Annotated in this window: 16 protein-coding genes; 5 read left to right on the plus strand and 11 right to left on the minus strand. The window is 69.1% G+C overall.

Going from position 1 to position 20029, the window contains the following annotated elements; all coding sequences use genetic code 11:
• The first annotated feature begins 431 nt into the window (after positions 1–431).
• Positions 432–1388 (plus strand): 2,3,4,5-tetrahydropyridine-2,6-dicarboxylate N-succinyltransferase, encoded by a 957-nt coding sequence (gene dapD / locus AC3A46_RS17690; protein ID WP_487666387.1) that lies wholly within the window; start codon positions 432–434, stop codon positions 1386–1388.
• Positions 1389–1621: 233 nt separating this feature from the next.
• Here the strand turns inward: dapD and AC3A46_RS17695 are convergent, their stop codons facing one another.
• The 6 genes from AC3A46_RS17695 to AC3A46_RS17720 all read right to left on the minus strand — a co-directional run bounded on the left by AC3A46_RS17695 (position 1622) and on the right by AC3A46_RS17720 (position 6108).
• Positions 1622–2920: a citrate synthase gene (locus AC3A46_RS17695; RefSeq protein WP_487666388.1), complete on the minus strand. Its 1299-nt coding sequence runs from the start codon at positions 2918–2920 to the stop codon at positions 1622–1624.
• A gap of 189 nt (positions 2921–3109) precedes the next feature.
• On the minus strand, positions 3110–4231 hold the full coding sequence (gene dapC / locus AC3A46_RS17700) for a succinyldiaminopimelate transaminase (protein WP_487666389.1): 1122 nt from the start codon (positions 4229–4231) through the stop codon (positions 3110–3112).
• A gap of 1 nt (position 4232) precedes the next feature.
• Complete coding sequence (gene fdxA, locus AC3A46_RS17705) at positions 4233–4553, minus strand: ferredoxin (RefSeq protein ID WP_018170155.1); 321 nt, start codon at positions 4551–4553, stop codon at positions 4233–4235.
• Positions 4554–4602: 49 nt separating this feature from the next.
• Positions 4603–4968, minus strand: coding sequence for a DUF6113 family protein (locus tag AC3A46_RS17710; protein WP_487666390.1), 366 nt, complete (start codon positions 4966–4968; stop codon positions 4603–4605).
• Positions 4969–5035: 67 nt separating this feature from the next.
• Positions 5036–5350 (minus strand): AzlD domain-containing protein, encoded by a 315-nt coding sequence (locus tag AC3A46_RS17715; protein ID WP_056367912.1) that lies wholly within the window; start codon positions 5348–5350, stop codon positions 5036–5038.
• Entirely contained in the window at positions 5347–6108 is a 762-nt protein-coding gene (locus tag AC3A46_RS17720) for an AzlC family ABC transporter permease (RefSeq protein WP_487666391.1), read from the minus strand. Before AC3A46_RS17720 ends, AC3A46_RS17715 begins: the two co-directional genes overlap by 4 nt.
• 296 nt (positions 6109–6404) lie before the next feature.
• On the opposite strand from AC3A46_RS17720, the gene AC3A46_RS17725 reads away from it, so the two are divergent.
• A complete protein-coding gene (locus AC3A46_RS17725; protein ID WP_487666392.1) occupies positions 6405–8405 on the plus strand; it encodes a pectate lyase family protein in 2001 nt (666 codons plus the stop codon).
• 64 nt (positions 8406–8469) lie between these two features.
• On the opposite strand, the gene typA is transcribed toward AC3A46_RS17725, so the two are convergent.
• Both typA and AC3A46_RS17735 read right to left on the minus strand, forming a co-directional pair.
• A complete protein-coding gene (gene typA, locus AC3A46_RS17730) occupies positions 8470–10383 on the minus strand; it encodes a translational GTPase TypA (protein ID WP_056367918.1) in 1914 nt (637 codons plus the stop codon).
• An 89-nt stretch (positions 10384–10472) separates the two neighbouring features.
• Positions 10473–12230, minus strand: a complete 1758-nt coding sequence (locus AC3A46_RS17735; RefSeq protein ID WP_487666393.1) for an ABC transporter ATP-binding protein — start codon at positions 12228–12230, stop codon at positions 10473–10475.
• A 38-nt stretch (positions 12231–12268) separates the two neighbouring features.
• Here AC3A46_RS17735 and AC3A46_RS17740 point away from each other — a divergent pair, with 38 nt between their 5' ends.
• Entirely contained in the window at positions 12269–12874 is a 606-nt protein-coding gene (locus AC3A46_RS17740) for a PH domain-containing protein (protein WP_487666394.1), read from the plus strand.
• A gap of 14 nt (positions 12875–12888) precedes the next feature.
• On the opposite strand, the gene AC3A46_RS17745 is transcribed toward AC3A46_RS17740, so the two are convergent.
• From AC3A46_RS17745 to AC3A46_RS17755, 3 genes are all read right to left on the minus strand, one after another.
• On the minus strand, positions 12889–14043 hold the full coding sequence (locus AC3A46_RS17745; protein WP_487666395.1) for an ABC transporter permease: 1155 nt from the start codon (positions 14041–14043) through the stop codon (positions 12889–12891).
• Positions 14043–15578 carry an ABC transporter permease gene (locus tag AC3A46_RS17750; RefSeq protein ID WP_487666396.1) on the minus strand — a complete coding sequence of 512 codons (1536 nt, stop codon included), beginning with the start codon at positions 15576–15578 and terminating at the stop codon, positions 14043–14045. The genes AC3A46_RS17745 and AC3A46_RS17750 overlap by 1 nt, the downstream gene beginning before the upstream one ends.
• A gap of 156 nt (positions 15579–15734) precedes the next feature.
• Entirely contained in the window at positions 15735–17516 is a 1782-nt protein-coding gene (locus tag AC3A46_RS17755; protein ID WP_487666397.1) for an ABC transporter family substrate-binding protein, read from the minus strand.
• 163 nt (positions 17517–17679) lie between these two features.
• Between AC3A46_RS17755 and AC3A46_RS17760 the strand changes: the two genes are divergently transcribed.
• Positions 17680–18543 (plus strand): CPBP family intramembrane glutamic endopeptidase, encoded by an 864-nt coding sequence (locus tag AC3A46_RS17760; protein WP_487666398.1) that lies wholly within the window; start codon positions 17680–17682, stop codon positions 18541–18543.
• A 314-nt stretch (positions 18544–18857) separates the two neighbouring features.
• Positions 18858–20029 (plus strand): type IV toxin-antitoxin system AbiEi family antitoxin domain-containing protein (locus tag AC3A46_RS17765; RefSeq protein ID WP_487666399.1); only part of this gene is annotated, 1172 nt, incomplete at its 3' end.

Genomic DNA, 20029 nt, shown 5'->3' on the forward strand with positions numbered 1-20029 from the left:
AGAGAAAAAAATTGGCATTTGACAAGTGCACGCTGTTGAGTTCTCAAAGATCGGACGCACCCACGCTCCAGCTTCACAGCCATCACCGCAGGGCAACTTCACTATCTTACACATCCGCGCTCGCTTGTCAAGGCTTCGAAGCGAGGCACAAGACCTCACCACAGCCGGAGACCAGCAGTCACAGAAGTGGAAGAAACCCATCCTAAACCGGAACCCGGCCCGCTCGCCAGAGCAGATCGGATGGGGTGGTTCGCTGCTTGAGGGGAGCGAGACCTTCCGGCCTTCCGCTCTACCCTTTGGGGCGAACAACAAGAACATTACGTGGCTCTGTCCCGCCGGTCCAATCAGCCCCGCATCCCGGGCGTGTCGTGATCGTTCTCCCCCGGAAACACGCGGAACTCCACGCGGGTCCGCGCGCTAGCGTTGAAGTCATGACCGAAGAACGATGGGTGTGGGGCGTCGGCCTCGCGACGACCGCCGAAGACGGAACCGTGCTCGACACGTGGTTCCCCTCCCCCGCTGCCGGACGCATCCCGCTGGGCTACGACTCCCAGATGCCGCCTGACGAGCTCGACCGCCTCGCTGTCCCCGACGAACGGCGCGCCGTCACGGTGGATGTCGTCGCGATCGACACGGATCTCGATGCCGCGCCGACCTCGACCCCGGACGCGTACCTGCGCCTTCACGCGCTCTCGCACCTGCTCGTGCGCCCCAATGAGGTGAACCTCGACGGGATCTTCGCGCATCTGCCGAACGTGGCGTGGACGAATGCAGGGCCGATGCACCCCGACGCGCTCACCCGGCTGCGCCCGTTCCTCCTCCGCGAGGGCATCCAGGTACAGGGACTCGACAAGTTCCCGCGCCTGCTCGACTACGTGACGCCGGCCGGCGTCCGCATCGCCGACGCGTCGCGCGTACGGCTCGGCGCCTACCTGTCGCCCGGCACCACCGTCATGCACGAGGGCTTCGTGAACTTCAACGCCGGCACCCTCGGCCAGAGCATGGTCGAAGGCCGCATCTCGCAGGGCGTGGTCGTGGGCGACGGCAGCGACATCGGCGGCGGCGCCTCGATCATGGGCACCCTCTCCGGCGGCGGCACCCACAAGGTCTCTGTCGGGGCCCGCACGCTGCTCGGCGCGAACGCCGGCATCGGGATCTCGCTCGGCGACGACTGCATCGTCGAGGCCGGCCTCTACGTGACCGCGGGCACCAAGGTCGTCCTGGCGGACGAGCCCCGTCGTGCCGACGGGACGCTTCCCACGGCGAAGGGTGCCGACCTCTCCGGCAGCGCCGGGCTGCTCTTCCGCCGCAACTCTCTCACCGGAGCCGTCGAGGCCGTGCGCCGCGCAGGCGTCGGCGTCACCCTCAACGAGGCGCTGCACGCCTGAGTCCCGCGCACTGAGACCGCTCCGTCGTCCACGACGGGGCGGTCTCGTCGTCTGCGGTCGTCGCCGCGCTCACGGCCCTGACCATCCCGGCCCCATGGACGGACGGATGCTGCGACCCACGGCTCCCTCGAGAACGCCGGCGGCCCAGCACGCTCCGAAGCCGGCTGCGGGCTCGACCCCGTTCAACGACGATGCCGCGCCCCACTCGGGGCGCGGCATCCGTCGGTTCCAGGTCAGGACTGACCGGGGTAGTTGCGCTCTTCGGCGCCGATGTACAGCTGCTGCGGACGGCCGATCTTGGTCTGAGGGTCGCTCGCCGCTTCGCGCCACTGCGCGAGCCAGCCGGGCAGGCGCCCGATGGCGAACAGCACCGTGAACATGCGGGTCGGGAAGCCCATCGCCTTGTAGATCACGCCGGTGTAGAAGTCGACGTTCGGGTACAGGCGGCGGTCCTGGAAGTACGCGTCGTTCAGCGCGATCTCTTCGAGCTCCTTGGCCAGGTCGAGCAGCGGGTCGCTGACGCCGAGCGCCGACAGCACCTCGTCGGCAGATTCCTTGACGAGCTTCGCGCGCGGGTCGTAGTTCTTGTAGACGCGGTGCCCGAAGCCCATGAGCTTCACGCCGTCTTCCTTGTTCTTCACGCGCTCGACGAAGCGCTGCACGCTTTCGCCGGAGTCTCGGATGCGCGCGAGCATGTCGAGCACGGCCTCGTTCGCGCCGCCGTGCAGCGGACCGTAGAGCGCGTTGATCCCTGCCGAGATCGACGAGAACTGGTTCGCGCCCGTCGAGCCGACCAGGCGCACGGTCGAGGTCGAGGCGTTCTGCTCGTGGTCCTCGTGGAGGATGAGCAGGCGCTCGAGAGCGCGCGACATCACCGGGTTCACCTCGTACACCTCCGACAGCACGCCGAAGTTGAGCTTCAGGAAGTTGTCGACGAACCCGAGCGAGTTGTCGGGATAGAGGAAGGCCTGGCCGATGCTCTTCTTGTGCGCGTACGCCGCGATCACGGGCAGCTTCGCGAGCATGCGGATCGTGTTCAGCTCGACGTGCTCGGGGTTGTTGGGGTCGGACTGGTGCTCGTAGTACGTCGAGAGCGCGGACACGGCCGACGACAGCACCGACATCGGGTGCGCGGTGTGCGGCAGCGCCGAGAAGAACCGCTTGAGGTCCTCGTGCAGCAGCGTGTGCCGGCGGATCTTCTCATCGAACTCGGCCAGCTCGTCAGCGGTCGGGAGCTCGCCATAGATGAGCAGCCACGCGACCTCGAGGTACGTGCTGTTCTTCGCGAGCTGCTCGATCGGGTAGCCGCGGTAGCGCAGCACGCCTTCGTCACCGTCGATGTAGGTGATCGCGGACTTCGTCGCCGCGGTGTTCACGAAGCCGTAGTCGAGAGCCGTGTAGCCGGTCTGGCGGGTGAGGGTGGAGAGGTCCACGCTCGGTGTGCCGTCGGTGCCCCGCAGCAGCGGGAACTCGGCGGTGCTGCCACCGATCGTGAGGGTGGCCTTCTCCTGCTGGGTGCCCGCGTCGCTCACGGCGCCTCCTCGCGATTTCTGGTCGTACCGGGGGTGTCGTCCGGTCCTGTGCGGCGCCATGGGGAGGGCTGCAGCAGAACGGAGGGGCGGGACGGGGGATGCCGCGTCGCCGCGTTTCTTACAGCCTAGTGCGCCGTCACGCCTACTGTTGACCAGGCCAAAGGCTCGCGGCATCCGATAGAGGAATCCTCACGTCGCGATGTCTGATGCGGCGCGCAGGCGTGCGGCCGCGGCCGCGATGCGCTCGTCGGTCGCGGTGAGCGACAGTCGGATGTGCTGCGGGAAGTGGGTGCCGTAGAAGTGGCCGGGGCCGGCGAGGATGCCGAGATCGGCGAGACGCCCGAGGCTCTCCCACGCGTCGCGCCCCTCGGTCGCCCAGAGGTACAGGCCCGCCTCGCTGGCGTCGATGCGGAATCCGGCGGCCTCGACAGCGGGGCGCAGCACATCGCGTCGACGACGGTACAGCTCCTTCTGCGCGGCGACGTGGACATCGTCCTCGAGGGCGGCGGTCATCGCCGTCTGCACCGGGAGCGGGAGCATGAGGCCGAGGTGCTTGCGCGCCGTGAGCAGACGAGCGATCACGGTGGGATCACCGGCGAGGAACGCCGCGCGGTAGCCGGCGAGGTTGGACTGCTTGCTCAGCGAGTACACCGAGAGGATGCCGCTGAGGTCGCCGCCGGTCACGCGAGGGTCGAGTGCGGACGGCACCGGTTCGGCGTCCCACGGGGCATCCCACCCCAGTTCCGCGTAGCACTCGTCGGACGCCAGCACGGCGCCGAGCTCGCGCGCCCGCTCGACCGCCGCGTGCAGGGCGTCGACGTCGAGCACACGGCCGTCGGGATTGCCCGGGGAGTTCACCCACACCAGGCGGGTGCCCTCGGGCCAGTCCGCGGGCGCGTCGGCGGCGACGGGCGTCGCGCCGACGAGGCGCGCACCGACCTCATACGTGGGGTAGGCCGCACGGGGGTGCACGACGACATCGCCCGGTCCGAGGCCGAGCAGCAGCGGGAGCAGGGCGACGAGCTCCTTGGACCCCACGGTCGGGAGCACGTTCTCGGGGGTCAGCCCGGGGACGCCCCGGCGGCGGTCGTACCAGCTCGCGATGGCCGCCCGAAGCGTCGGGGTGCCGACCGTCTGCGGGTACGCGTGCGCGTCGGTCGCCGCGCGAAGCGCGTCCGCGACGACGGCGGGCGTCGCGTCGACCGGTGACCCGATCGACAGATCGACGAGGCCGTCGGGGTGCGAACGTGCGCGCGCGGCGTACGGCGCGACCGCGTCCCAGGGGTAGTCGGCGAGGTCCGCGACCCCCACGTCAGTGTTCCTGCGGCGGGAGCGCCTCGATGATCGGGTGATCCTTGTGGATGACGCCGACCTTGGCGGCGCCGCCCGGGGAGCCGATGTCGTCGAAGAACTCGACATTGGCCTTGTAGTAGTCCTGCCACTCGTCGGGCAGGTCGTCCTCGTAGTAGATCGCCTCGACCGGGCACACGGGCTCGCAGGCGCCGCAGTCGACGCACTCGTCGGGGTGGATGTACAGCGACCGATCGCCCTCGTAGATGCAGTCCACGGGACACTCGTCGATGCAGGCGCGGTCCTTGACGTCCACGCAGGGAAGGGCGATCACGTACGTCACCCGGCCAGTCTAGCCGCGACCGCCGTTCACGATCCGCCGTGCGACGCGCTCACTCCATCCGGGGGATGCGATCCGGCCAGGCCACGGCCAGTGCGACGAGGATCGGAACCGCGATCGTCCACACCACGCCGAGCCCGGACTGCGGCACGACCACCGACCCGCCGGGGCCGCTGCCCGAGAAGACGAGGGTCGACACCATCATTCCGGCGCCGGTCGCCAGGGTCGCCCAGCGGTCGGAGGTGAGCAGACGGACGGCCACCAGCAGGGCGCCGGTGCCGATCACGGCGAGGATCAGGCCGAGCGGGAACCAGCCGACCGCGTAGGCGTGGGCCACCGTGCCGGCGACGCCGTAGACCAGTCCCACCAGCAGGGCGACGATCCAGCTGCCGATGCGGGCGGGGACGGAGGGGCGCATGCCTCGATCGTACCGACCGCGCCTGTGCGCTGCTCCGCACTCGATGGCGGTCGGGCCGGGCCGCCGGCTACGCCGCCCAGCCCCACAGACGCAGGAGTGCAGCGACGAGCGCGGCCGCGACGACCACGACGAGGAAGGGCGCCCGCAGCATCAGCAGACCCGCGGCGACGAGCACCGCCGGGACCCGGGCATCGACCACGACCGCCTGCCCCGCGCCGAGAGTCTGCACAGCGACGAGGGCGGCGAGCAGCGCCACGGTGAGCAGATCGGCGATGCGCATCGGCGTCGGTGCCTCCACCCACTTCGCGGGGATGAGATAGCCCACGGTCTTGAGCGCGACGCAGATGATCGAGGCCACGAGGATGGCCGTCCACATGGTCACGGGAGCCCCTCCCTCTCGGCGACGTCATCAGGTTCGGTCTCGACCCGGTCGCCCTTGCCGAGCCAGTTCGTCCAGCCGACCACGATCGCGACGAGGGCCGCGATGATGACCGGGAGACCGGGCATGAGCACGGGCGTGAGGACTGTCGCCACGACGGCCGCGGCCACGCCGACCACGATGGGCTGGCGGGCGCGCAGGCGCGGCCACAGCAAGGCGAGGAACGCGGCTGCTGCGGCGGCGTCGAGTCCGTACGCCCGCACGTCGCCGAGCACATCGCCGAGCAGCGCGCCGGCGAGCGACGACAGATTCCACCCGACGTAGATCCCGATGCCCGTGACCCAGAACCCCAGCGTCCGGGCGCGCGGAGAGCGCTGCGCGAGCGCCACCGCCGTCGACTCGTCGATCGTGAATTGCGCCGCCGCGGCGCGGCGCCAGAAGCCCGCGCCGACCACCGGGGACATCCGGATGCCGTAGGCCACGTTGCGCACGCCGAGCAGCGCCGCGGAGGCGATCGCCGCCGGCACTGCGGCCAGTCCCCCGGCACCCACGATGCCCACGAAGGCGAACTGGGATCCGCCGGTGAACATCACCAGACTCAGGACGCACGTCTGCCAGACGTCGAGCCCGGCCGCGACCGCGAGAGCGCCGAACGAGATGCCGTAGGCACTCGTCGCGAGCGCGACGCCCAGCCCCTCGCGCACCGCCCGCCTCCCCTCGCCGGCGCTGTGCGCGTCGTCGAAGTGCGGGTCGAGGGTCACCTCGTCATGCTACCGACGGGCCCGACGCCGGTCAGCGTGCGGGACGGTGGCCTTCTCCGGCGGGCGGACGCGCAGGGGGAGCTCTCTGGGAAGCAGCATCCCAGGATTGCGCTTTCCGACCCGGCTTGCCATGCTGGGCGATGAACCGCAGAAAACGCTTCCTCAGCTCCACGATCGCCTCCGCGTCGTCCTCATCACGGATTCTGCACAGGACGAAGGAGTCCCATGCGAACACCGTCCCCCCCCTGTCCGAGCGCGCCGCGCCGCCGCGCTCCCGACGACCGCGGGCGCTCGCCGTGGCCGTCGCCGTGGGCCTGACCGCAGCGCTCGTGCTGCCGGCCTCACCGACGACCGCTGCCGCCGCCGAAACCGGTGCGCCGCCGTCCGTAGACCTCGGCCGCGAGGTCATCGCGCCCGGCGACGGCTGGGCGTCGTGGAGCGGCGACACGTACCCCGAGCGCGCACAGCGCCTGGCCGCGCCGACCACGGGGGGCTCCTCCGCCTCCCCCGCGGAGGTGTACGTCGCCGGCACGTGGCAGCAGCTGCGCGACGCCCTCGCCGGCAAGGCGGGCGGAACGCAGAACGACGCGCGCTACAACACCGTGCCGCGCATCGTCTACATCACGGGCACCCTCGACCCGTGGCTGCGCGCCGACGGCACGCGGACGACCTGCGACGACATCGCCGCGCAGATCACCGTCGCAGGATCCGGCGCGCCCTTCTCGATGGAGGACTACATCGCCGCCTTCGGACCCGGGGTCGACCCGTCCGGTCCCCTCGAGGCCGCTCGCATCGAGGCCGCGGCGCTGCAGGCGACGCTCACGCTGCAGCACATCGGCTCGAACGTGACTCTTGTCGGCGTCGGAGACGACGCGCGCGTGGTCGGAGCGTCCCTGCGAATTCGCGACGCGTCGAACGTCATCGTGCGCAACCTCACGCTGTCCGACGCGTACGACTGCTTCCCGCAATGGGATGCCGCTGACGCGGGCGGCAACTGGAACTCGGCGTACGACAATCTCTCGGTGTGGACGTCGACGAGCGTGTGGATCGATCACAACACGCTCGACGACGGCGACCACCCCGCGGCGAGCCTCGACACGGTCTACGGGCGTCCGTTCGAGGTGCACGACGGGCTCGTCGACATCACCCACGGCTCCGACCTCGTCACGATGTCGTGGAACTGGCTGCAGCATCACGACAAGACCGACATCATCGGCTCGTCGGACTCACGCCTGCAGGATCGTGGCCAGCACCGCGTCACGCAGCACCACAATCGGTGGACCGACATCGGCCAGCGCGGCCCGCGCGTGCGCTTCGGCGACGTGCACATCTACAACAACCTGTACGAGCAGACGGATGCCACGACCCAGGCCTCGTCGGACGGCCACGCCTTCTTCCAGTACTACTGGGGAGCGGGTCGCGAGAGCAGCATCGTCGCCGAGTCCAACGCCGTCGAGCTGATCGACCCCGCGAGCGCCTCGCGGATCATCGCCGGCTGGGGCGGCACCGAGCTCTCCGCCGCCGACACTCTCGTGAACGGGGAGATCGTCGACGTGCTCGCGGCGTACAACGCCGGCGCCGCCGCCTCGCTGTCCCCCGCGGTCCGGTGGGATCCCGCTGACGCCTACGCGTACACGCTCACACCGGTCGCTGACGTCGCCGAGGCGGTGCGTGCGGGAGCCGGCGCGGGCGTGCTCGCCTCCGGCACGCCTCGCGCCGCCGGCGCGCCGGGCTCGTTCACGCTGTCGCACGACAACGGCTGGGACACCGGCCTGCGCGACGGCGACTACCGGGTGACAGCCGACCTCTGGTGGGGTCAGAACGCCACGGCGGTCAAGCTCTACGAGAACGGCACGCTCGTCGGCGCGCAGTCGATGGCCGGGGTCTCCCCCGCTGCACAGCACACCACGTTCGACATCGCCGGCAGGACGAACGGCACGTACGCGTACGAGCTCGTCGCGCTCAACCCCCACGGCGAGTCGCGATCGCGCAAGCTCACGGTGACGGTGACGGATGCCGCACCCGCCGTCGCGGCACTGAGCGCCTCCGGCGTCCGGGCCGGCGATGTGATGATCACGGCGAACCTGTGGTGGGGCACCAACGCGAGCGAGTACGTGCTGTTCCAGGACGGCGTCGAAATCGACCGTCAGGCGCTCACGACCGCGACACCCGGCGCCCAGCGCGCGACGACGTCGCTCGGCGCACTGTCTCCCGGCACGTACGAGTTCACGGCGGTGCTCTCCAACGCCGCGGGATCGACGGCGGCGCGGCCGGTCACGGTGACGGTGAAGGACTGATGACGACGGATGCTGCGACCCCGCGCTTCGAAGAGGCGCGGGGTCGCAGCATCCGTGTCACTGCTTACGCGTTGGCGTCCTGCCGCTTGAGGCGCGAGGCGGCGCGGCCGCGCTCGGTGGCGTCGAGGATCACCTTGCGGATGCGCACCTTCTCGGGCGTCACCTCGACGCATTCGTCGTCGCGCGCGAACTCGAGGCTCTCCTCCAGCGAGAGGAGGCGCGGCGGAGTCATCGACTCGAACGCGTCGGCGGTCGAGGACCGCATGTTCGTGAGCTTCTTCTCCTTGGTGATGTTCACGTCCATGTCGTCGGCGCGCGAGTTCTCGCCCACGACCATGCCCTCGTAGACCTCTTCGGTGGGCTGCACGAAGAAGCTCATGCGCTCCTGCAGCGCGATCATGGCGAACGGCGTGACGACACCCGAGCGGTCGGCGACGATCGAGCCGTTCTGGCGGGCGACGATGTGGCCCGCCCAGTCGTCGTAGCCGTGCGAGATCGCGTTGGCGATGCCGGTGCCGCGCGTCATCGAGAGGAACTCGGTGCGGAAGCCGATGAGACCGCGCGAGGGGACGATGAACTCCATGCGCACCCATCCGGTGCCGTGGTTCACCATCGTCTCCATACGGCCCTTGCGCGACGCCATCAGCTGGGTGATCGCGCCGAGGTACTCCTCGGGGGCGTCGATGGTGAGGTGCTCGAAGGGCTCCTTGACCTTGCCGTCCTCGCCCTTGCGCGTGACGACCTGGGGCTTGCCGACCGTGAGCTCGAAGCCCTCGCGGCGCATGTTCTCGACGAGGATGGCGAGGGCGAGCTCACCGCGGCCCTGCACCTCCCACGCGTCGGGGCGTCCGATGTCGACGACCTTGAGCGAGACGTTGCCGATGAGCTCGCGGTCCAGGCGGTCCTTCACCATGCGGGCGGTGACCTTGTGGCCCTTGACCTTGCCGACCAGGGGCGAGGTGTTCGTGCCGATGGTCATCGAGATGGCGGGGTCGTCGACGGTGATCGCCGGGAGCGGGCGGACGTCCTCGGGGTCGGCGATGGTCTCGCCGATCGTGATCTCCTCGATGCCGGCGATGGCGACGATGTCACCGGGGCCGGCCTCTTCGGCGGGGTAGCGCTCGAGGGCGCGGGTCTTGAGGAGCTCGGTGATGCGGGCGTTCGAGTGCGTGCCGTCGTGACGCACCCACGCGACCGTCTGGCCCTTCTTGAGCGTGCCGTTGAAGACGCGAAGGAGGGCGAGGCGACCGAGGAACGGGCTCGAGTCGAGGTTCGTGACCCACGCCTGCAGCGGAGCCTCGTCGTCGTATGCCGGAGCCGGCACGTGCTCGAGGATCGCCTCGAACAACGGCTCGAGATCGGCGTTGTCGGGCAGCTCGCCATTGGCGGGACGGGTGCGGGATGCTGCGCCCGCGCGTCCGCTCGCATACACGACGGGTACGTCGAGCAGGGCGTCGATGTCGAGGTCGGGCACATCCTCGTGGAGGTCGGACGCGAGGCCGAGCAGCAGGTCGTGCGCCTCTTCCTCGACCTCGGCGATGCGCGCGTCGGGGCGGTCGGTCTTGTTGACCAGGAGGATGACGGGCAGCTTCGCCTCGAGCGCCTTGCGCAGCACGAAGCGGGTCTGCGGAAGCGGACCCTCGCTCGCGTCGACGAGGAGCACGACGCCGTCGACCATCGACAGGCCGCGCTCGACCTCGCCGCCGAAGTCGGCGTGACCGGGGGTGTCGATCACGTTGATCGTGACGGGGACCTCGGTGTGGGCACCGTTGTACGTGATCGCCGTGTTCTTGGCGAGGATCGTGATGCCTTTTTCACGCTCGAGGTCGTTCGAGTCCATCGCGCGCTCTTCGACGTGAGCGTGCTCGCCGAACGAGCCGGTCTGGCGGAGCATCGCGTCGACGAGGGTGGTCTTGCCGTGGTCGACGTGAGCGACGATAGCCACGTTGCGGAGGTCCGGACGGAGGGCGCGCGCCATGAGGGAATCCTTGAAAGAGAATGGGGATGCCGGAATGCCGGCATCCCCATTCTATTGGGCGCTGCTGTGTATCGCCTTTCGGCGGCGGATCAGCCTTCCAGACCTGCTTCGAGCAGGGCCGCACGCGCCTCGCGGCGCACGCGCTGCTCCGCGGGGTCGGGCACCGGGATGGCGGCGATGAGTCGACGCGTGTAGTCCTCCTTGGGCGCGCGGAGGATCTGCCCGGTCGCGCCCTGCTCGACGATCTTGCCGTGGTGCATCACGATGATGCGGTCCGCGAGCGAGTCGACGACGGCGAGGTCGTGGCTGATGAAGAGGCAGGCGAAGCCCATGTCGGCCTGGAGCTGGCGCAGCAGCTGCAGCACCGTCGCCTGCACCGACACATCGAGCGCCGAGGTGGGCTCGTCGGCGATCAGCAGCTTGGGCTGCAGCGACAGGGCGCGCGCGATGCCGACACGCTGCTTCTGACCGCCCGACAGCTCGTGCGGGTAGCGGTTGCGGTACGCGCGGGGCAGCTCGACGGCGTCGAGCAGCTCCTGCACCTTCACGTCGAGCTCGCGCCCCTTCGCGACGCCGGCCAGCAGCATCGGCTCGCCGATCGACTGGCCGATGGGCAGACGCGGGTTGAGCGACGACGACGGGTCCTGGAAGACGATGCCGACATCCTTGTGGACCTTGTGCAGGAGGCGCCGGTCGGCCTTGGAGATGTCGGAGCCGACCACCTCGGCCCTGCCGTCCGCGATCGGCAGGAGGCCGATCGCGGCGCGGCCCACCGTGGTCTTGCCCGAGCCGGACTCGCCCACGAGGCCCGTGACCTCACCCGGGTAGATCGAGAAGTTCGCATGCTCGACCGCCCGGAATGCGGGCACGCGCCCACGCTTCGGGTAGTCGATCGCAACGTCCTGGAAGTCGAGCACGGGGGCCCCCAGGCCCCGGCGTCGCTCGGCGTCCTCGCGCGCGGCGACCTCAGCCAGGCGGATCACCGACGTGTCGCCGGCAAGGGCGGCCGTGGTGTCGATCGACTCCCCCTGCGCGTCGCCGATGCGCGGCACCGCTGCGAGCAGCTGCTGCGTGTACGGGTGCGTAGGGCGGTTGAACACCGCATCGACAGAGCCGCGCTCGACGATCTCGCCCTTGCGCATCACGACGATGTCGTCGGCGATGTCGGCCACCACGCCCATGTCGTGCGTGATGATGAGGATCGCCGAGTCGAGGCGGTGCCGGAGGTCCCGCATGAGGTCGAGGATCTCGGCCTGCACCGTCACGTCGAGGGCGGTCGTCGGCTCGTCGGCGATCAGCAGCTGCGGGTCGCACGAGATCGACTGCGCGATCATGGCGCGCTGACGCTGGCCGCCCGACAGCTGGTGCGGGTACGAGTTGAAGGCCTTCAGCGGATCGGGCAGCTCCACCATGTCGAGCAGCTCGAGCGCCCGCGTGCGCGCCGCGCTCGGCGTCATGCCCTGGTGGATCCGCAGCGTCTCGATGATCTGGAACCCGACCGTGAACACGGGGTTCAGCGCGGTCATCGGCTCCTGGAAGATCACTGCGATCTCGCGACCGCGCACGCGACGCAGGTCGTCCTTGCGGAGGCCGAGGATCTCGCGGCCGGCGAGCTTGACGCTGCCGGTCACCCGGGCGTTGGACGGCAGGAGCCCGAGCATCGCCATGGAGCTCGCGCTCTTGCCGGAGCCGGATTCGCCGACGATCGCGAGGGCCTTGCCCGACTCGACGGAGTAGTCGAGCTTCTTCGCTGCCGGCACCCAGTAGTTGTCGACGGCGAAGTCCACGGACAGGCCGCTCACTTCCAGCAGCGGACTGCCGGTGGTGGGAGTGGGGGACGCGTTCATTTCATGGTCCTTGTGGGATCGATTGAGACAATGAGGGGGTGACCGACCGTGCGATCCGCATCGACTCCCGTTTCAACCGCATTGCTGCCGTCATCGTCTGGAGTCTTGCGGGGCTCGCAGTGATCACCGCCGTATGGAGCGCGGACCCGCGGCTGACGTGGGTCTACGCCGCCGCTCCGCTGGCGGCGCTGCTCGGCTGGATGGCGCTGTGGCGCCCTTGCGTCGAGGTGTCGGATCGCGGTGTGCGCATCGAGAACGTGAGCCACGACGTCGACGTGCCGTGGGAGGCCCTCGTGCACGTCGAGACGGCACGCGCCCTGACGCTGCACACGCCGTCCGGCAGCTTCACCGCCTGGTCGGCGCCGGCCCCCGGCTTCTTCACCACGATGATGGGCAACGCGAAGGCCCGCCGCGAGGCGAGCGCCGCCGGTGGCGACGCCCGCCCGAGCGACCGCATGGGCACCGACTCGGGCAACGCGGCTCTCGTCGTGCGAGAGTCGTGGCGCCGCCGCCTCGATGCCGGTCAGGTCGAACTCGGCGTGGCCGATGAGACGCCCGTCAAGCGCGACTGGCACGTGCCGTTCCTCATCGCGTCGATCGTGCTCGCCGCGGCGTCGGTCGCGCTGATCGTCGCCACCGGCTGAGCGCCTGGCGCGCATCATCCGCGGCGATCCGGGTCGGGCGCGATCTCGTCGTCGAGGACATCGTCGGGGCGGTCGCTCGTGACGCCCTCGACGATCGCCGCACCGCCGGCCGTGACCAGCGCACCCTCGGGCACGTCGGCGGTCGTGCCGGCCACGATGACCGCATCCTCCGGGAGATCCTTGACCTTGCGGAAGACGATGCGCTTCTGACGCGGGTCGAACGCATCGCGCAGACCGTCGCCGACGAAGTTCACGAGCAGCGACAGGATCACGATGAATGCCGCCGGCCACCAGAACAGCCACGGACGCGTCTGGAACGCCGACTCGTTCGCCGAGATCAGCAGACCCAGCGACACATCAGGCGCGCGGACACCGTACCCGAGGAACGACAGCGACGTCTCGAGGATGATCGCGGCGGCGATCAGCAGCGTCGTCGCGACGATGACCACGCCGATCGCGTTCGGCAGGATGTGCTTGAAGATGATGCGGGCATCCGACGCACCGGCCACGCGTGCCGCCTCGACGAACTCGCGCTCGCGCAGGGTCAGGAACTCGGCACGCACGAGTCGCGCGATTCCCGTCCAGACGAAGAATCCGAGGAACAGCGCCAGCAGCAGCGGACCGAGGTTTCCCACGGCCGATCCGACGACCGCGCCGATCACGATCACGGGGATCACGATGACGATGTCGGTCAGGCGCATCAGCACCGCGTCGACCCACCCACGGTAGTAGCCCGCGAGAGCGCCGACCACGACGCCGAGGAAGGCGCCGATGAGGCCGATGATGAACATCATGTAGGACGAGTTGACGAGGCCGCGCATGACCATCGCGAAGTAGTCCTTGCCGACCGTGTTCTGGCCGAACGGGTGGTCGCCGAGCGAGAACGGCCACAGCGTCAGCGTGGGCTTGCCGCCGTTGCTGATCGGGATCAGCTCTTCGTAGTTCCACTTCCACCAGCCCGGGATGGGCCCGATGCCCGTCGCCGAGATGGCGAAGCCGACGATGAGGATGAAGAGGACCGCGCTGACCACGGCAGGCTTGTGGGCGATGAAGCGTCGGAACGTCAGGCGTCCCTGGCTGATGCCGCGCTCGTCAGCGGTCTGGACGCGCACGCCTCCGTCGGAGGGTGCGGTGGGGGGCTCGAGGGCCGGATCGATAGGGATCGACATTACTTGACCCTCACTCTCGGGTCGATCGCCGAGTACGCGAGGTCGGCGAGGAAGTTGAACGTGATGGCGAACACCGCGATGACGACGAAGTACGCCATGACGGGGTTCGGGTCGGCATGACTCAGACCCTGGTTGAAGAGGGCGCCCATTCCACTGAAGGCGAAGATGCGCTCGGTGATGATCGCACCACCGATGAGGGCTCCCACGTCCGCCGCCACGATCGTGGTGATCGGAATGAGCGAGTTTCGGAAGGCGTGACGGACGACGACCGTGCGCTCGGGAAGGCCCTTCGCGCGAGCGGTGCGGATGTAGTCCTGGTTCAGCGTCTCGAGCATGCCGCCACGCGCGTAGCGCGTGTACGCCGCGAACGAGATCAGCATGAGGCTGATCGTCGGCAGCAGCAGGTGGGTGAACGTGTCGATGCTCTGAATCCACCAGTCGCCCTGCAGGTTGGGCGTCTGCGAACCGATGGTCGCGATCGGGCGCCCGTTCACCTTCGGGTTGTTGACGTACGAGTTCCAGTTCTGCATGAACTGGTCCAGGACGATCACGCCCATGCCGAGCAGACCCGAGAGCACGCCGATGCGGATCGCCTGACCCTTGTCGTACTCACCGAGGAACCAGCCCGCCGCCGCGCCGACGAGAGCCGCCGCCACGAACAGGGCGAGGACTCCCCAGCCGTTGAACGACTTGAGGAACGGCTGCAGCACGAAGTACGCGGCGATGAGGACGATCGCGGTGACACCGGCGGTGCGCCACGCGTAGCGCGCACGGGGTCCGGCGACGATGAGGACCATGCCCGCCGCGAACGCCGCGATCAGCAGCGGCGTGAGGATCGGTCCCAGCGACGGGTTGAGGAACCACGCCGTCACGCTCATGCCGTAGAGCATCGCTCCGGAGGTCACCACGGAGGCGGCGAAGACGATCAGGCGGCGCTGCCTGGGTCCGCCGATGATCGCCTGCCAGAAGACGCCGGAGATGAGACTGAGTGCGATGATCCACGGCCACGTGAACACCGGACTGTCGAGCCAGTCGTTGAAGCCGAGGGCGAAGAAGACCTTGAGGAGAACACCCATCACGAACGACGGCAGCGAGTAGAACAGGAAGCTGGCGAACGTGAACGAGTAGTCGATGGCGCTGTACTGGCGAAGCGCAGACACGATGCCGACGAGGACGCCGAGGACGATGGCGAGGATCGTCGAAGCGGTGACGAGCTGGAGCGTCGCGCCCATCGCACGTGCGAGGACGATCGTCACGGGCTGGTTCTGGATGGTGACGCCGAGGTCGCAGCCACCGAACGGGATGACGCAGCGGGCAGCGCCGAGCAGCCAGTTGAACCAGCGGACGGGGATGGGCTGGTCGAGGTTCAGCCATGCGATGCGCTGCGCGATGAGCGCGTCGCGGTTCGGGCTGTTGGAGGCGTACAGGTCCTCGAGCGGGTCTTTGGCAAGAGCCACGAGGGTGTACATCAGGAAGGATGCGGCGATGAGGATCAGGATCGAGACCCCGATGCGCCGCAGAACGAAGCTAAGCACTGGGCTGGCCCTTCATGCAGAAAAGGTAGCAGGCGGGCGACGGCGGCAGAGGCCGGGCGTCGGGTTCGCCGGCTGTGGACGGGAAGACACACGCACGGGGCGCCGGGCTGTTAGCACCCGACGCCCCATGGCGTGGTGTTTCAGATCGTCACCGAATTACTCGGCGACCGTCCACTCCCAGAAGTTCCAGAACACACCGGTCTGGTTGCCCATGAAGGTGATGCCCTCGACGCGGTCGGTGTGCGCCTCGAGGCCGGGGCCCTGGAAGAGCGGCAGACCGTACGCGTCGGAGAACAGCTCGGTGTCCGCCTCGATCGTCATCTCGTCGATCTTGTCGGTGTCGAGCGTCTGCGGGATCGTGCGAGCGATCTCGTCGACGGTGTCGTTGGCGTACTTGTTGAAGTTGCTGCCACCGAAGCTCGCGAAGATCTGCGGGATGGTGCCGTTGCCGACACCGGGCGAGATCCAGCCGAAGATGACGGCGTCGTAGATGTCCGAACCGAGCTGCGCGCTCCAGTCCTCACGGCCCACATCCTCGATCACGAAGCCGGCCTGCGAAGCCGAGGCCTGGATGGCCTCGAACGCCGCGACGCGGTTCGGGTTGTTGATGTTGTACATGAGGCGGATCGTCGGGGTCGCACCGGCGAGGAGCTCCTTGGCGCCCTCGATGTCGACCTCGGCGTACGCGTCCGAGCCGTTGGCCGCGACAGCGTCCTCGTACGGCTTCTGGGCCGGGATGAAGAGGTTCGAGTTGAGAACCTCAGCCTCGGGGTTGACGGGCTTGATGAGCGTGTCGACGAGCTGCTGGCGCGGGATCGTCTTCAGGAACGCCTCGCGGACGTTCTTCTCGGCGAAGGGGCCGGCGAACGTCAGGTCGAGGTGGTCGTAGTTGAGCGCGTCGCCCTGGAGGACCTCGACGCCGTCGATCGCCTGCAGCGCGGTGAGGGTGTCGCCGCTCGCCTGGGGGGCGATCACGTCGACCTCGCCGTTCTGGAGGGCGGTCACCTGAGCCTGAGCGTCACCGATGAAGCGGATGACCATCTCGGAGAACTGCGGCTTGAGGTCACCGGTGTACTTGTCGTTGAGCTTCAGCGTCATCGACTGCGTGGGCTCCCACGAGTCGATGATCCACGGGCCGCTCGAGAGATACAGCGACGGGTCGTCCGGCAGCGACGTCATGTCGAAGCCCGAGTTCCAGAAGTCAGCCGCAGCCTTGAGCGTCTCGTTGACCGGAGCCGGAGCCGCGGCGTCGCCGCGCGGGCTGGTCAGGATCGTGTCGATGAGCTCGGCCTGGTCGACGCCGGCCTTCTCGGCGACGACGTGGACCGGCTGGTCGATGAGACCGATGATGTTCCAGTCGACGAAGGGAACGTCGTACTCGAGCGTGAGCGAGAGCTTGTCATCGGCGACATCCGTGATCGTCGAGGCGTTGACGCCCTCGGTGCTGCCCGCGTACGCGAAGTACTTCGTGCCGCTGACCGGCTCGCCCGACTCGGGGTCGAGCGTGGCGTCGTCGAAGATGCCCGAGGTCGCAGCCCAGCCGAAGATCAGGTCGTCGGTCGTGATGGGCTCGCCGTCGGACCACTCGAGGCCGTCGTTGAGGGTGTACTTGACCTGGAGGGGGTCCTCGCTGACGACCTCCATCTTGCCGAACGACTCGTCCGGGACGACCTCGTAGGTGTCGCTGACGTAGTAGAAGCCGGCGCGGGTCAGGTAGTTGACCTTGCCGTTGATGTCGAGGTTGCCGTTGTCGCTGTTCGAGTTCGTACCCGTGAACTCGTTCACCTCAGCGATGGTCACCGCGGCGTCGGCGGTGTTCCCGCCGGTCTCCTCCGTCGCCGGTGGGGTCGTCGAGCAACCGGCGAGGACCATTGCGGTCACGCCGACGCCCGCCGCGACTCCGAGTGCGCGCATGCGCCACGTCGTCTTGTCAGACACTTGTGTCTCCTCTGTGCAGGGTAATGCGCGCGGATCCGGCCGGAAGCCGGACCTGCGCGCGGATGGGAAAACGATAAGCACCGGTTGTGAGATGGTCAAAACGATCGGCGAAAACGTTACAGAGCCTTAACTCAATCGACGCGGAGTGTGACAATCTGACAAGATGACGCCGCCGAACCGGCCCACGGGCCGGAGGGATTCGACTACTCTTTCGCCCCTCACGCCGTACGACCGCCGACGCCTCACGTGGGAGGTGTGGATCGTCCTCGCGATCACGGTCGGGCAGTCCGCGCTGTACTCGGTGCTGTCGCTCGTGCGCAAGCTCCTCGCGCCCGTTCCGCTGGGCCAGCAGCAGACCCAGGTGAACCCCTCGCGGGACGCGCAGGCGGTCTGGGACGTCGTGTACCAGGTGCTCGCCGTCTTCTTCGCACTCGCCCTCGTGGCACTCGTCGTGTACCTGCTCTGGGAGCCCGGCGGCAACGCGCTGCGCCGCATCGGGCTGGACTTCTCGCGGTTCGGCGGAGACCTCCGCCGCGGCATCCTTCTCGCCGCCGTCATCGGCGTGCCGGGACTCGCTCTCTACGCGGCCGGGCGCGCGCTCGGGGTCACCGTCGCCGTGGTCGCTTCTCCCCTGGATGCGGCGTGGTGGACCGTGCCGCTGCTGGTGCTGTCGGCGCTGCGGGCGGGGTTGACCGAAGAGGTGATCTTCATCGGCTACCTGTTCGACCGGCTGCGACGGTTCGGCTGGAACGACTGGGCCATCATCCTGACCTCCGCCGGCCTGCGCGGCGCCTATCACGCGTACCAGGGCATCGGTGCGATCGTCGGCAACTTCGTGATGGGCGTGGTCTTCGGCTGGTGCTACCGCCGGTGGGGTCGCGTCATGTCGCTCGTCATCGCGCACACGCTCCTGGACGTCGTCGCGTTCGTGGGGTATCCCCTGGCCGCGGCCCTCTGGCCCGGCGTGTTCGCCCCGATCCCCACGCCCACGCCCGCCCCGACGCCCACAGCGACCCCCGCGGCCTGACCGTTCGCGGGTGCCCAGGGCCGCGGCATCCGTCCCCGTCCCCCACGCCGATCGCCCGCGGTGCCCGACCTCGCACGCCCCCGGCGCCCGTGATCGGCGAGAGTACAGCTGGTCGCCGAGATGCTGGTTGGCTCCCTACCTCTCGGCGACGAGGTGCACTCTCGCCGAATGGGGACGTGGGAGGGGACGGGGAATCCAGCCGAGGTCGGCCCGCCGGCGGGGCCCGCTCCTCCACAGCGACGGCCGGACGCGTGGGGTCCACAGAAGGGTGGCGCCGATACATCCGTAACCGTTGACGGGGAGAGGGTGGACGGATGCCGCTGGTCACTTTCGCGCGAGTCCTCACGCCAAGTCCGTTGGCGTTGCTGCGGCATGTCGACGTATCCCATCCAGAGCGCGGGGTCGCCAGGGGAGAACTCGTCAAGGTCCGCCATGGCGTCTATGCCTCCGCCGCGCTGTGGAGGTCGCTGCCGCCGTGGGAGAAGTACCTCGCACGCGTCCACGCTGCGGCGCTCGTCTACCCCGACGCGATCTTCTGCCTCGAGTCCGCGGCCGCGCTGCTGGGCATGCCGATCTTCGGCGACCCGGTCGACGTGCATGTGCTCGTGCCGGCGAAGCGCTCATCGAGACTCGTTGCCGGTGTGCGCACGCACCGGTCGAGCGAAGACCGGACGATCGTGGAGATCGCCGGGCTCGCGATGACCGGGCCGGAAGACACCGCGGTGGACCTCGCCCGTCTCCGGCACCCGGCGATCGGACTTGCCGCCGCGGACGCGGCGCTGAGAATCGCACCCGCGGCCTCCGCAGACGCACTGACCCGGATGAGCGAAGCGCGCATCAGCAGTCGCGGTCGCGATATCGCACGATGGCCGCTCGCACGTGCGACCGCCATGTCCGAGACGACCCTCGAGGCCGTCAGCCGCGCGGTGATCGAGTGGCTCGGCTTTCCCGCGCCCGAACTCCAGGTCGTGTTCCTATCGCCCGGGAAGGAGGACCGTGCCGACTTCGTCTGGACGCACCTCAAGCTCGGAGGCGAGGCCGACGGCGACCTCAAGTACGACGGACGCTACGGCGATGCCCGTGAGGTGTTGCGCCGCCAGAGCCTCCGCGACAGGCGGCTGCGAACCCACCTCCGCGCGGTCGCCCATTGGGGATGGACGGATGCGACCACGGTGACCCCCTTGCGCGACACCTGGCAGGCGCCGGCCTGCGGGCGATCGCGCCCGAACAGACCGCGCATCTCCACTCGCTCCGCCGCTTGCTGGCCCCGCACGCACCTCACCTCACCGGCGCATCCGCCGCGGGTCGGGTCCACTGAGATCGCGAGAGTGCAACTGGTCGCCGAGATGCTGGTTGCTTCCCTACCTCTCGGCGACCAGGTGCACTCTCGCGGCTCGGGGGCGGCTCGAGGGCGGGGCGGGGCCAGGGGCGGGGCGGGGACGGGGCGGCTCGGGCGGCTCCGGGGGCGGCTCGGGGGCGGCTCGGG

This window comes from Microbacterium sp. Soil_C_42, from assembly GCF_057656735.1.

Coding starts and splice junctions, on each gene's coding strand:
- dapD (WP_487666387.1), top strand. CDS start 432: ATGACCGAAGAACGATGGGTGTGGGGCGTCGGCCTCGCGACGACCGCC.
- AC3A46_RS17710 (WP_487666390.1), bottom strand. CDS start 4,968: ATGCGCCCCTCCGTCCCCGCCCGCATCGGCAGCTGGATCGTCGCCCTG.
- typA (WP_056367918.1), bottom strand. CDS start 10,383: ATGGCGCGCGCCCTCCGTCCGGACCTCCGCAACGTGGCTATCGTCGCT.
- AC3A46_RS17735 (WP_487666393.1), bottom strand. CDS start 12,230: ATGAACGCGTCCCCCACTCCCACCACCGGCAGTCCGCTGCTGGAAGTG.
- AC3A46_RS17745 (WP_487666395.1), bottom strand. CDS start 14,043: ATGTCGATCCCTATCGATCCGGCCCTCGAGCCCCCCACCGCACCCTCC.
- AC3A46_RS17760 (WP_487666398.1), top strand. CDS start 17,680: ATGACGCCGCCGAACCGGCCCACGGGCCGGAGGGATTCGACTACTCTT.